This is a genomic window from Pseudomonas sp. ATCC PTA-122608, assembly GCF_001952855.1.
In the GTDB taxonomy this organism is placed as follows: domain Bacteria; phylum Pseudomonadota; class Gammaproteobacteria; order Pseudomonadales; family Pseudomonadaceae; genus Aquipseudomonas.
Genome location: NZ_LPNO01000055.1, coordinates 36717 through 49381, shown reverse-complemented (window position 1 = coordinate 49381; position 12665 = coordinate 36717). Strand labels below are relative to the sequence as shown.

Genomic DNA, 12665 nt, shown 5'->3' with positions numbered 1-12665 from the left:
GGCAACCGGACGTCCGGCCACAACCCACTGGATCGAGAGCACACTATGTTTCCTGAGAGTTTTACGTTTTCCATCGCCGATTGGGTCAACAGTTGGGTTGATTCGCTGGTGACCAACTACGGCGATGTGTTCCGGCACATCTCCGACACCCTGTTGTGGGCCATCGTCAATCTTGAAGGTGTGCTGCGCGCAGCACCCTGGTGGCTGATGCTGGCAATTGTCGGCGGCATCGCCTGGCACGCCACGCGCAAGGTCGTCACTACAGCGGTGATCGTCGGTTTGCTGTTCCTGGTGGGCGCCGTTGGCCTGTGGGACAAGCTGATGCAAACCCTGGCGCTGATGATGGTGGCCACGGTGATCTCGGTGCTGATCGGCATTCCCCTGGGAATATTGTCGGCCCGTAGCAATCGCCTGCGTTCGGTGCTGATGCCGCTGCTGGACATCATGCAAACCATGCCCAGCTTCGTGTACCTGATCCCGGTGCTGATGCTGTTTGGCCTGGGCAAGGTCCCGGCGATTTTCGCCACGGTGATCTACGCCGCTCCTCCACTGATTCGCCTGACCGACCTGGGTATTCGCCAGGTAGACGGCGAAGTCATGGAAGCGATCAACGCCTTCGGTGCCAACCGCTGGCAGCAACTGTTCGGCGTGCAACTGCCGCTGGCCCTGCCGAGCATCATGGCCGGGATCAACCAGACCACCATGATGGCCCTGTCGATGGTGGTTATCGCCTCGATGATCGGTGCCCGTGGCCTGGGTGAAGATGTGTTGGTCGGTATCCAGACGCTTAACGTCGGACGTGGCCTTGAAGCCGGTCTGGCGATCGTGATTCTCGCAGTGGTCATCGACCGCATTACCCAGGCCTATGGTCGTCCACGGCATGAGGCGAGCAAATGACTACCGTCAGCAAGATTGAAGTCAAAAACGTATTCAAGATCTTCGGCAATCGTTCCAAGGAGGCGCTGGCGCTGATTGGCCAGGGCAAGACCAAGGACCAGGTGCTGGCCGAGACCGGTTGCGTGGTGGGTGTGAACGACCTGTCCCTGAGCATCGCCACCGGCGAGATCTTCGTGATCATGGGCCTGTCGGGTTCCGGCAAGTCGACCCTGGTGCGCCACTTCAACCGCCTGATCGACCCCACCAGCGGCGCGATCCTGGTGGACGGTGAAGACATCCTGCAACTGGACATGGAAGCCCTGCGCCAATTTCGCCGGCACAAGATCAGCATGGTGTTCCAGAGCTTCGGCCTGCTGCCCCACAAAAGCGTGGTGGACAACGTCGCCTATGGCTTGAAAGTGCGCGGCGAAACCAAGCAAGTGTGCGCCGAGCGTGCGCTGCACTGGATCGAAACCGTGGGCCTCAAAGGCTACGAAAACAAATACCCGCACCAGCTCTCCGGCGGCATGCGTCAGCGAGTGGGCCTGGCCCGTGCCCTGGCCGCCGACACCGACATCATCCTGATGGACGAAGCGTTCAGCGCCCTCGACCCGCTGATCCGCGCCGAGATGCAGGACCAGTTGCTGGAGCTGCAAAAGACCCTGCACAAGACCATCGTCTTTATCACCCACGACCTCGATGAGGCCGTACGCATCGGCAACCGCATTGCGATCCTCAAGGACGGCAAGCTGATCCAGGTCGGCACGCCCCGCGAGATTCTGCATTCACCGGCGGATGAATATGTGGACCGGTTTGTTCAGCGGCGGGCTGCGGTGGTTTGACCCGCGATGTGTGGTGAGTTGACTGGCGCTATCGCAGGCAAGCCAGCTCCCACATTTGAAATGCATTTCCCTGTGGGAGCTGGCTTGCCTGCGAAGAGGCCGGTAAGGCTGCACAAGAATTGAAGAAGGTACAACGATGTCCCAGGCTGAAAAAATCATCATCGCCGACGCCCCAATGCGTTGGCAGGACGTGGTCGCCGTGGCCCGCCACGGTGCGATCCTCGAACTCTCGGGCCAGGCCTGGGCTCGCATCGACAATGCCCAGGCCATCGTCCAGCGCATCGTCAGCAGCGGCGAGCGCGCCTACGGCATCAACACCGGCCTGGGCGCCTTGTGCAACGTGTCGCTCAAGGACGAACAACTGAGCCGGCTGTCGCGCAACACCTTGCTCAGCCATGCCTGCGGCGTCGGCGCGCCACTGAGCGTGGAGCAAACCCGCGCGATCATTTGCGCGGCAATCATCAACTACAGCCACGGCAAATCCGGCCTGCATCCGCAGGTGGTGCATTCGCTGTTGGGGCTGCTCAACCATGGCATCACGCCGCAAGTGCCGTCCCAGGGCTCGGTGGGCTACCTGACCCACATGGCGCACATTGGCATTGCCTTGCTCGGCGTCGGCGACGTCAGCTACCGGGGCTGTATCGTTCCGGCGCACCAGGCACTGACCGAAGAAGGTTTGCAGCCGGTGGTGCTCGGTGCCAAGGACGGCCTGTGCCTGGTCAACGGCACGCCGTGCATGACCGGCCTCAGTTGCCTGGCTTTGGCCGATGCACACCGTCTGCTGCAATGGGCCGACGTGATCGGCGCCATGAGCTTCGAAGGCCAGCGTGGCCAGATCGACGCCTTCGACGAAGAAATCATTGCGCTCAAACCGCACCCGGGCATGCAGCAAGTTGGCATCAACCTGCGGGCGTTGCTGGACGGCAGTGAAGTGATTGCCAGCAGTAAAGGCATACGTACCCAGGACGCCCTGAGCATCCGTTCGATCCCTCAGGTGCACGGCGCGGCCCGCGACCAGTTGGAACATGCGACTCGGCAGATCGAAACCGAACTCAACGGCGCCACGGATAACCCGCTGGTGCTCGGCACGCCGGACGACTACCGCGTGGTGTCCCAGGCCAACCCTCACGGGCAGTCCGTGGCCCTGGCGGCAGACATGCTCGCCATCGCCATGGCGGAAATCGGCTCCATCGCCGAGCGCCGCCTGGACCGCCTGATCAACCCGCATGTCAGCGGCCTGCCGGCGTTCCTGGTGAGCAACCCCGGGGTCAACTCCGGGATGATGATCGTGCAGTACGTCGCCGCGTCGCTGTGCGGGCAGAACCGCCAGTTGGCGCAACCGGCGGTGCTCGACAACTTCGTCACCTCGGGCCTGCAGGAAGACCACCTGAGCATGGGCACCAACGCCGCGCTGAAGCTGTATTCGGTGCTGGAAAACGTCACCCAGATCCTCGCCATCGAGTACCTGCTGGCGTCCCAGGCGTTCGAGTTTCTCCAGGAGCAACGCTTCGGCGCCGGCACCGACGCCGCCTGGCGCTTGCTGCGTGAACACGTCCCGGCCTACGACCAGGACCGTTGGCTGGCGCCGGATATCGCGGCCACCGCAGCGTTGCTCAAGAACGCCGATTTGCTGCAACACACGCTACCGAATTTGCACTGACCTTTTCCCAACAATAACCAGCGTGCCAAGCCGACTGATCCTCTAAACGAGCACAGCGGCGGATAACGGAAGCATCCGGAGCGACTGGTAGTTAACAACACTCTCAAAAGGAGCATGAATGTGACTGCGCTAAACCTGATTCCAGGCCAACTGAGCCTTGCCCAACTGCGGGCCATCTACCAGCAGCCGGTAACCCTCAGCCTGGATGACAGCGCCTCGGCCCAGATCGAAGCCAGTGTCGCCTGCGTGGAGCAGATTCTCGCCGAGAACCGCACCGCCTACGGCATCAACACCGGTTTCGGCCTGCTGGCCTCGACCCGCATCGCCAGCGAAGACCTGGAAAACCTTCAGCGTTCCCTGGTGCTGTCCCACGCCGCTGGCGTGGGTGAGCCCATCAGCGATGCGCTGGTGCGGCTGGTCATGGTGCTCAAGGTCAACAGCCTGAGCCGTGGTTTCTCCGGGATTCGCCGGCAGGTGATCGATGCGCTGATCGCCCTGATCAACGCCGAGGTGTACCCGCACATTCCACTGAAAGGTTCGGTGGGTGCTTCCGGTGACCTGGCGCCATTGGCCCACATGTCGCTGGTGCTGCTGGGCGAAGGCAAGGCCCGCTATAAAGGCGAATGGCTGGAAGCCACCGAGGCGCTGAAAGTCGCCGGCCTGACACCGCTGACCCTGGCGGCGAAGGAAGGCCTGGCGCTGCTCAACGGCACCCAGGTTTCCACCGCTTACGCATTGCGTGGTCTGTTCGAAGGTGAAGACTTGTTCGCCGGTGCATTAGCTTGTGGCGCCCTGACGGTGGAAGCCGTGTTGGGTTCGCGCTCGCCGTTCGACGCACGCATTCACGCAGCCCGTGGCCAGCGTGGCCAGATCGATTCTGCGGCCGCGTATCGCGCCCTGCTGGGTGAAAGCAGCGAAGTGTCCCAGTCCCACGAGAACTGCGACAAGGTCCAGGACCCGTACTCCCTGCGTTGCCAGCCGCAAGTCATGGGCGCCTGCCTGACCCAGTTCCGCCAGGCGGCCGAAGTGTTGGTGGTGGAAGCCAATGCGGTGTCGGATAACCCGCTGGTGTTTGCGGCTGAAGGTGACGTGATTTCCGGCGGCAACTTCCATGCGGAACCGGTGGCCATGGCCGCTGACAACATGGCGCTGGCCATCGCGGAAATCGGCTCCCTGAGCGAGCGTCGTATTTCGTTGATGATGGACAAGCACATGTCGCAACTGCCGCCATTCCTGGTGGGCAACGGCGGCGTGAACTCCGGCTTCATGATCGCCCAGGTGACTGCGGCGGCATTGGCCAGCGAGAACAAGGCGCTGGCCCATCCCCATAGCGTGGATAGCCTGCCGACTTCGGCGAACCAGGAAGACCACGTATCGATGGCGCCGGCTGCGGGCAAACGCCTGTGGGAAATGGCCGAGAACACCCGTGGTGTATTGGCGGTGGAATGGTTGGCGGCCTGCCAGGGCCTGGACCTGCGCAATGGTTTGAAAACCTCGCCGGCACTGGAAAAAGCTCGCGGGATCCTGCGCAGCAAAGTGGCGTTTTATGAGAAGGACCGGTTCTTCGCGCCGGACATCAATGCCGCCAGTGAGTTGTTGGCGACGCGTTGCCTGAATGAGCTGGTGTCGGCGAATTTGCTGCCGAGCCTCTAAGGGATGGATGCCCCCTGTAGGAGCGAGCTTGCTCGCGAAAAAAGTACATCCACCGCTGCGATGCGCCTGGAATACCTTCGCGAGCAAGCTCGCTCCTACAGAAAATAAAAACAAATAGGGACGAGAAATGCACCAGCAAGAAAAGACGTTAAAACGCGGGCTATCCGCCCGACATATTCGCTTCATGGCACTCGGTTCCGCGATCGGCACCGGGCTGTTCTACGGCTCTGCCTCCGCCATCCAGATGGCCGGCCCGGCCGTACTGCTGGCCTACCTGATCGGTGGTGCCGCCGTCTTCATGGTCATGCGCGCCCTCGGCGAAATGGCCGTGCACAACCCGGTGTCCGGCTCCTTCGGCCAGTACGCCAGCACCTACCTGGGCCCGATGGCCGGCTTTATCCTCGGCTGGACCTACGCCTTTGAAATGATCATCGTCTGCCTCGCCGACGTCACGGCCTTCGGCATCTACATGGGCTTCTGGTTTCCCGAAGTCGCGCGTTGGGTCTGGGTGCTCGGCATCGTGTTGCTGATCGGCGGCCTGAACCTGTGCAACGTCAAAGTCTTTGGCGAAATGGAGTTCTGGCTGTCTCTGCTCAAGGTCGGCGCCATCGTCGCGATGATCCTCGGCGGCTTCGGCATCATGCTGTTCGGCATTCACTCGGCGGGCGAAGCTCCGGCCACCGGCCTCAGCAACCTGTGGGCCCACGGCGGCTTCATGCCTAACGGCGTGGGTGGCTTGATTGCGTCCTTCGCGGTGGTGATGTTTGCCTTTGGCGGCATCGAAATCATCGGCATCACCGCCGGCGAAGCCAAGGACCCGCAGCGGGTGATTCCCAAGGCGATCAACGCGGTGCCACTGCGCATCCTGCTGTTCTACGTGCTGACGTTGTTTGTGCTGATGGCGATCTACCCGTGGCCACAGATCGGCAGCCAGGGCAGCCCGTTCGTACAGATCTTCAGCAACCTGGGGATAGGCTCGGCGGCGACCATCCTGAACATCGTGGTGATCTCGGCCGCCGTCTCGGCGATCAACAGCGACATCTTCGGCGCCGGTCGCATGATGTACGGCCTGGCCCAGCAAGGGCAGGCGCCCAAAGGCTTTGCCCAACTGTCGAGCCAGGGCGTGCCATGGATGACCGTGGTGGTGATGGGCGCCGCGTTGCTCGGCGGTGTGGTGCTCAACTACCTGATCCCGGAAAACGTGTTCCTGGTCATCGCTTCGATCGCGACCTTCGCCACGGTGTGGGTGTGGCTGATGATCCTGGTCACTCAGGTCGCCATGCGTCGCTCGATGACCAAGGAACAGATTGCCGAGCTGAAATTCCCGGTGCCGTTCTGGCCCTACGCGCCAGCGGCCGCCATCGTGTTCATGCTGTTTATCTTCGGCGTGCTGGGTTATTTCCCGGACACCCAGGCTGCCCTTATGGTCGGTGCCGTGTGGATCGTCTTGCTGATCGTTGCCTATCTGCTGTGGGTCAAACCCTCCGCCGGGCAAGCAGCCAAGGTTCATTACGACCCGGCTTTGTCTCATCGATAACCCAACGGAGGCGTTGATGAAAACGCTTTGGCAACACTGCCACGTCGCAACCATGGCCCAGGGCAAATACTCGATCATCGAGGATGCCGCCATCGTGACCTCGGGCGCGCTCATCGAGTGGATCGGCCCGCGCGCCGAACTGCCGAAGGCGGACTACGTAACCTCCCATGACCTGCAAGGGGCGTGGGTCACGCCGGGGCTGATCGACTGCCACACCCACACGGTGTTCGGCGGTAATCGCAGCGGCGAGTTCGAGCAGCGGCTGCAAGGCGTGAGCTACGCCGAGATCGCAGCGGCCGGTGGCGGTATTGCCAGCACCGTGCGCGCCACGCGGGCGGCGACCGAAGATGAGCTGTTCGAAAGCAGCCGCAAGCGCCTGCGCAGTTTGCTGCGGGATGGCGTGACCACTGTGGAGATCAAGTCCGGCTACGGCCTGGACCTGGCCAGCGAGCGCAAGATTCTGCGGGTGATCCGTCGCCTCGGCGCCGAGCTGCCGGTGAGAGTGCGCAGCACCTGCCTGGCAGCTCACGCGTTGCCGCCGGAGTACGTGGACCGTGCCGATGCTTACATCGAGCACATCTGCGCTGAAATGCTCCCGGCACTGGCAGCGGAAGGTCTGGTGGATGCGGTCGACGCCTTCTGCGAATACCTGGCGTTCTCGCCGGAGCAGGTAGAGCGCGTCTTCATCGCTGCACACAAGCTCGGCTTGCCGGTAAAGCTGCACGCCGAGCAGTTGTCGTCCCTGCACGGCTCCAGCCTGGCGGCGCGTTATCAGGCGCTGTCGGCGGACCACCTGGAATTCATGACCGAGGAAGACGCCATCGCCATGGCCGCTTCCGGCACCGTCGCGGTGTTGCTGCCGGGGGCGTTCTACTTTCTGCGGGAAACCCAGCTGCCGCCGATGGACGCCCTGCGCAAGCACGGTGTGAAGATCGCCATCGCCAGCGACCTCAACCCGGGCACGTCACCGGCATTGTCGGTGCGCTTGATGCTGAACATGGCCTGCACGCTGTTTCGCATGACCCCGGAAGAAGCCCTGGCCGGCGCCACGCAACATGCGGCTACCGCCTTGGGTCTGGGGGACAGCCACGGTTCGCTGGAGGTGGGTAAGGTCGCGGATTTTGTCGCCTGGCAGATTGATCGTCCCGCTGACCTGGCCTACTGGCTGGGTGGCGAGCTGGATAAACGCGTCGTGCGCCACGGCGTCGATGTCACCGTTTAAGGAGTACTGCTGTGGATAAGGTTCTGAGCTTCAAACAAGGCCGTGTGCCGCTGCTGATCAGCATGCCCCACGCGGGCCTGCGCCTGACGCCGACGGTGCAAGCCGGGCTGATCCCCGAGGCGCAAAGCCTGCCGGACACCGACTGGCACATTCCCACGCTGTACGACTTCGCCGAAGAGCTGGGCGCCAGCACCCTGGCGGCCGAATATTCGCGTTTTGTCATCGACCTGAATCGGCCGTCCGATGACAAGCCGCTGTACGTCGGCGCTACCACTGGCCTGTACCCGGCGACGCTGTTCGACGGTGTGCCGCTGTTCCGCGAAGGCCTGGAACCGTCCAAGGCCGAACGCGCCACGTACCTGGAACAGATATGGACGCCGTATCACCGCACCCTGCAGGACGAGCTGGCCCGGCTCAAGGCCGAGTTCGGCTATGCACTATTGTTTGATGCGCACTCGATTCGCTCGGTGATCCCGCACCTGTTCGAGGGCAAGCTGCCGGACTTCAACCTCGGTACCTTCAACGGCGCGTCCTGCGATCCGCAACTCGCCAGCCAATTGGAAGCCATCTGCGCCGGCTACCCGCAGTACAGCCATGTGCTCAACGGGCGCTTCAAGGGCGGGCATATCACCCGGCACTACGGCAACCCGGCCGAGAACATTCATGCGGTGCAACTGGAGTTGGGGCAGTGCACGTACATGGAAGAGTTTGAGCCGTTTCGTTATCGCGCCGATCTGGCCGAGCCGACACGAGTGGTGTTGAAGGAGCTGCTGGAAGGGTTCCTGGCGTGGGGCAAGCGGCATTACTCCTGATTGGCGTCGCTGCTGAGATAGCCTTCGCGAGCAAGCCCGCTCCCACATTCGACCGAGTTTCTGCAGTCGAAATGCAATCAAATGTGGGAGCGGGCTTGCTCGCGAAGAGGGCTTCACAGCCACACACCTCTCAAGTCGCCTGAGTGCAACTCACAGTCGCCACAGGTCGCTTTGATCGAAGTCTCGCTGGGTAAGGTGTTGGGCACGGCGCGTCAGACGCCACTCCCACAATAAAAACTGCCGAGTGAGACCGCATCGATGAAAAGACTGTTCAACCGTTGCCTGTTGATTCTCACCGGCGCCGCACTCCTGAGCGCCAATGCGATGGCCGCCGACCCGGCCTCGTGCAAGGTCGTGCGCATGGGCGTGGTCAGCTGGACTGACGTGATCGCCACCAGCGGCATGGCCGACGTGCTGCTCAATGGCCTGGGCTATGACAGCAAGCAAACCAGCGCCGTGCAGCAAATCATCTTTGCCGGCATCCGCGACAAGCGCCTGGATATCTTCCTGGGCTACTGGAAGCCGGCGATGGACAACAACATCGCACCGTTCCTCGCGGCCAACCAGGTCAAGGTGTTCGACAAACCGAGCCTGGCCGACGCCCAGGCGACTTTGGCGGTGCCGCAGTATGTTGCGGACGCAGGCCTGAAGACCTTTGCCGACATTGCCCGTTTCAAGGACAAACTGGGCGGCAAAATCTATGGCATCGAACCGGGCAGCGGCGCCAATACCGATATCCAGAAAATGATCGACAGCAACCGCTTCGGCCTCGGCGGCTTCAAGCTGGTGGCCTCCGGCGAGGCGGGCATGCTGGCAGCCGTGCAGCGGGCGGTGAATCGCAAGGAGTTCGTGGTGTTTGTCGGCTGGACCCCGCACCCGATGAACATCAACATGAAAATGGCTTACCTGACCGGCAGTGAAGACGTGTTCGGCGCCAACGAAGGCATGGCCACGGTCTCCACGGTGACGGCGCCGGATTACGCCGAGCGTTGCCCCAACGTGACCCGCCTGCTGGAAAACCTGACCTACACCGCGGCCCAGGAAAGCCAGTTGATGGTGCCGATCATGGACCGCAAGACGCCGCAGGAGGTAGCCAAACAATGGTTGCGGGACAACCCCGAGGATTTGCAGCGCTGGTTGGCGGGTGTAACGACCCTGGATGGAAAAGACGGCGTGGCGGCGGTGCAGGCCAGCCTCAAACCCTGATGCGAACACGATAGATCAAACAACAGAGAACCAATGTGGGAGTCGGGCTTGCCCGCGATGGCGGTGTATCAGTCGACGATGGCGTTGGTTGACACACCGCTATCGCAGGCAAGCCAGCTCCCACATTTGCCTTGTGGTGTGCTTTGAATCTTCCTATCAGGACGATCACCTTCATGTCCCACTACCCGATTTCCGCGCAGATGTGCACCTTTGTCGAAAAAACCGAATCCTTCACCAGCGACGACACATCGCTGGCCGGATTGCGCCGGAGCTATGACCGAATGTGCCAAGCGTTCACCCCGGCGCGCCCTGAAGGGGTGCAGGTGTCAGACGTTTCCCTGAGCGGCGTAGGCGTACGCATTTATCAACCGGCGACGCCAACCCCTGATGGCGGCTGGCCATGCATCCTTTATATGCACGGTGGCGGCTGGGTGGTGGGCGGGCTGGATTCCCACGACTTCATTTGCGGTGAACTGGCCGACGCGCTGCAGGTGCTGGTGATCGCCATCGACTACCGACTGGCACCCGAACACCCGTTCCCGGCGGCCTTCGATGATTGTCGCGCAGTCTGGCAGGCGATTCAGGCGGGCGAAGCGCCCTGCCACATCAACCTGCAACGCCTGGTGGTGGCCGGTGACAGCGCCGGCGGCAACCTGGCGGCCGCGTTATGCCTGGGTCTGCGGGATGACCATCAGCCGCAGCCCTTGGCGCAAGTCCTGATCTACCCCGGCCTGGGCGGCCCCGCCGACCTGCCGTCCCGCCGCGACTGCGTCGACGCGCCGTTGCTCAGTACCGCCGACACCGAGTGCTATCTCGCCCTTTACCTGCGTGGGCCGGGCAAGCCGTCGCCCTACGCCATGCCATTGCTGGCCGTGGATTTCAGCGGGTTGCCACCGGCGCTGATCGCTGTCGCCCAGTTCGACCCGTTGCGGGACGACGGCATGCTCTACGCCGAGCGCCTCCAGGCCGCCGGGGTGGCGGCCACGCTGTATCCCGGCAAAGGCCTGATCCACGGCTGTCTACGGGCCCGGGGCCAGGTGGCGGAGGTCGATCGGCTCTACGTTTATCTGCTGGATTATCTGCGTGGTGTTTTGCTGACACAGCTCTAAGTCTGCTAGGACATGCTCATTGCACAATTCGGGTTTATGATGCCAGACGGCAAAATAATAGACGTCCCCCCAGGGATGAACTCGACCCCTTACGGAGCGCGCAATGCAGACTTTGTACCCGCAGATCAAACCCTACGCCCGGCACGATCTGGCCGTCGATGAAACCCACGTCCTGTACGTCGACGAAAGCGGTTCCCCGGAAGGCTTGCCCGTTGTGTTCATCCACGGCGGCCCTGGCGCCGGGTGTGACGCCAATAGCCGCTGCTATTTCGATCCAAATCTCTACCGAATTGTTACTTTTGATCAGCGTGGCTGCGGGCGCTCCACTCCACGGGCCAGCCTGGAAAACAACACCACCTGGGACCTGGTGGCCGACCTTGAGCGGATCCGCGAGCACCTGGGCATCGAAAAATGGGTGTTGTTCGGCGGTTCCTGGGGGTCGACCCTGGCCCTGGCCTACGCGCAAACCCATCCGGAGCGCGTGCACGGCTTGATCGTTCGGGGCATTTTCCTGGCGCGCCCCCAGGACATTCAGTGGTTCTACCAGGCTGGCGCCAGCCGCCTGTTCCCGGATTACTGGCAGGACTACCTCGCGCCCATCCCCCAGGAAGAGCGCCACGACCTGCTGAGCGCCTACCACAAGCGCCTGACCGGCAACGACCAGATCGCCCAGATGCACGCTGCCAAAGCCTGGTCCACGTGGGAAGGCCGCATGTTGGGCCTGTGCCCGAACCCGCAGTTGATCGAGCGCTTTTCCGAGCCCCAGCGCGCCCTGTCGATTGCCCGTATCGAATGCCATTACTTCACCAACAACTCGTTCCTTGAGCCCGACCAGCTGATTCGCGACATGCACAAGATCGCCCACCTGCCTGGCGTAATCGTGCATGGCCGCTACGATATGATCTGCCCGCTGGATAACGCCTGGGAGCTGCATCAGGCCTGGCCCAACAGTGAGCTGCAGATCATCCGCGAGGCCGGCCATGCGGCGTCCGAACCCGGAATCACCGATGCGCTGGTGCGTGCGGCGAGTGAAATGGCACGGCGCCTGCTTGATTTGCCGCCTGAAGAAGCATGAAGGGGCTTTTGCAACGGGTGCGCGGCGCCCGGGTCGAGGTAGAAGGGCAGGTGGTGGGTGCGATAGACCAGGGTTTGCTGGTGCTGGTGGCCGTCGAGCCTTCAGATACCCAGGCCAGCGCCGACAAGCTGCTGCATAAGCTGCTTAACTATCGGGTGTTCAGCGATGACGAGGGCAAGATGAACCTGTCCTTGAAAGACATTGGCGGCGGTTTGCTGCTGGTGTCGCAGTTCACCCTGGCGGCAGACACCAAGAGCGGCTTGCGTCCCAGCTTCTCCACGGCGGCACCGCCGGCGGTGGCCGAGGCACTTTTCGACTACCTGTTGTTACAAGCGCAACAATTGCATGGCACGGTAGCGGCGGGGCGTTTTGGCGCGGATATGCAGGTGCATTTGGTCAATGACGGGCCGGTCACCTTCCTGTTACAGACGTGAATGTACTGAAAACGACTTGTAATGCCCAAAAAACCGGGTTTTCGCTACAAATACTTCGCTGACCCTGATGCGTTGTCACGCGGGCTACTAGATAATCGCGCGCTACGGGGATCAGCGTTGATTGGTCCATTTTTGACTTAGGTAGAGACTTGTCCGATGGCTGTTGGGGAATCATTTAGCCCCATGGGAGTCGGAACAATGCTCGCCAACCTGGCATATAGATAGCTGGCCGTTGGTTT

General features: G+C 62.1%; 11 protein-coding genes. All 11 read left to right on the top strand.

What is annotated here, in order from left to right; translation table 11 throughout:
- Nucleotides 1-45: 45 nt before the first annotated feature.
- The 11 genes from AU074_RS32010 (at nucleotide 46) to dtd (ending at nucleotide 12426) form a co-directional block, all read left to right on the top strand.
- A complete protein-coding gene (locus AU074_RS32010; protein WP_017478193.1) occupies nucleotides 46-897 on the top strand; it encodes a proline/glycine betaine ABC transporter permease in 852 nt (283 codons plus the stop codon).
- Nucleotides 894-1718 (top strand): glycine betaine/L-proline ABC transporter ATP-binding protein, encoded by an 825-nt coding sequence (locus AU074_RS32005; protein WP_076018112.1) that lies wholly within the window; start codon nucleotides 894-896, stop codon nucleotides 1716-1718. Before AU074_RS32010 ends, AU074_RS32005 begins: the two co-directional genes overlap by 4 nt.
- 136 nt (nucleotides 1719-1854) lie before the next feature.
- Entirely contained in the window at nucleotides 1855-3378 is a 1524-nt protein-coding gene (gene hutH, locus AU074_RS32000) for a histidine ammonia-lyase (RefSeq protein ID WP_076018111.1), read from the top strand.
- Between the two features lie 114 nt (nucleotides 3379-3492).
- A complete protein-coding gene (hutH, locus tag AU074_RS31995; protein WP_143503756.1) occupies nucleotides 3493-5031 on the top strand; it encodes a histidine ammonia-lyase in 1539 nt (512 codons plus the stop codon).
- A gap of 127 nt (nucleotides 5032-5158) precedes the next feature.
- Complete coding sequence (locus AU074_RS31990; protein ID WP_063033490.1) at nucleotides 5159-6568, top strand: amino acid permease; 1410 nt, start codon at nucleotides 5159-5161, stop codon at nucleotides 6566-6568.
- Between the two features lie 16 nt (nucleotides 6569-6584).
- Nucleotides 6585-7790 carry an imidazolonepropionase gene (gene hutI, locus AU074_RS31985; protein WP_076018110.1) on the top strand — a complete coding sequence of 402 codons (1206 nt, stop codon included), beginning with the start codon at nucleotides 6585-6587 and terminating at the stop codon, nucleotides 7788-7790.
- 11 nt (nucleotides 7791-7801) lie between these two features.
- Nucleotides 7802-8602 carry an N-formylglutamate deformylase gene (gene hutG / locus AU074_RS31980; RefSeq protein ID WP_076018109.1) on the top strand — a complete coding sequence of 267 codons (801 nt, stop codon included), beginning with the start codon at nucleotides 7802-7804 and terminating at the stop codon, nucleotides 8600-8602.
- Between the two features lie 258 nt (nucleotides 8603-8860).
- Nucleotides 8861-9808 carry a choline ABC transporter substrate-binding protein gene (locus tag AU074_RS31975; RefSeq protein ID WP_076018108.1) on the top strand — a complete coding sequence of 316 codons (948 nt, stop codon included), beginning with the start codon at nucleotides 8861-8863 and terminating at the stop codon, nucleotides 9806-9808.
- Between the two features lie 173 nt (nucleotides 9809-9981).
- Nucleotides 9982-10917 carry an alpha/beta hydrolase gene (locus AU074_RS31970; protein WP_076018107.1) on the top strand — a complete coding sequence of 312 codons (936 nt, stop codon included), beginning with the start codon at nucleotides 9982-9984 and terminating at the stop codon, nucleotides 10915-10917.
- 103 nt (nucleotides 10918-11020) lie between these two features.
- Nucleotides 11021-11992, top strand: coding sequence for a prolyl aminopeptidase (pip, locus tag AU074_RS31965; RefSeq protein WP_076018106.1), 972 nt, complete (start codon nucleotides 11021-11023; stop codon nucleotides 11990-11992).
- A complete protein-coding gene (dtd, locus tag AU074_RS31960) occupies nucleotides 11989-12426 on the top strand; it encodes a D-aminoacyl-tRNA deacylase (protein ID WP_076018105.1) in 438 nt (145 codons plus the stop codon). Before pip ends, dtd begins: the two co-directional genes overlap by 4 nt.
- The last annotated feature ends 239 nt before the right edge of the window (nucleotides 12427-12665 follow it).

Excerpts from the sequence above, each read along its gene's own strand:
- pip (WP_076018106.1), top strand. The coding sequence starts at position 11,021 with ATGCAGACTTTGTACCCGCAGATCAAACCCTACGCCCGGCACGATCTG.
- AU074_RS32010 (WP_017478193.1), top strand. The coding sequence starts at position 46 with ATGTTTCCTGAGAGTTTTACGTTTTCCATCGCCGATTGGGTCAACAGT.
- AU074_RS32005 (WP_076018112.1), top strand. The coding sequence starts at position 894 with ATGACTACCGTCAGCAAGATTGAAGTCAAAAACGTATTCAAGATCTTC.
- hutH (WP_076018111.1), top strand. The coding sequence starts at position 1,855 with ATGTCCCAGGCTGAAAAAATCATCATCGCCGACGCCCCAATGCGTTGG.
- AU074_RS31990 (WP_063033490.1), top strand. The coding sequence starts at position 5,159 with ATGCACCAGCAAGAAAAGACGTTAAAACGCGGGCTATCCGCCCGACAT.
- dtd (WP_076018105.1), top strand. The coding sequence starts at position 11,989 with ATGAAGGGGCTTTTGCAACGGGTGCGCGGCGCCCGGGTCGAGGTAGAA.
- AU074_RS31970 (WP_076018107.1), top strand. The coding sequence starts at position 9,982 with ATGTCCCACTACCCGATTTCCGCGCAGATGTGCACCTTTGTCGAAAAA.
- hutH (WP_143503756.1), top strand. The coding sequence starts at position 3,493 with ATGAATGTGACTGCGCTAAACCTGATTCCAGGCCAACTGAGCCTTGCC.
- AU074_RS31975 (WP_076018108.1), top strand. The coding sequence starts at position 8,861 with ATGAAAAGACTGTTCAACCGTTGCCTGTTGATTCTCACCGGCGCCGCA.
- hutI (WP_076018110.1), top strand. The coding sequence starts at position 6,585 with ATGAAAACGCTTTGGCAACACTGCCACGTCGCAACCATGGCCCAGGGC.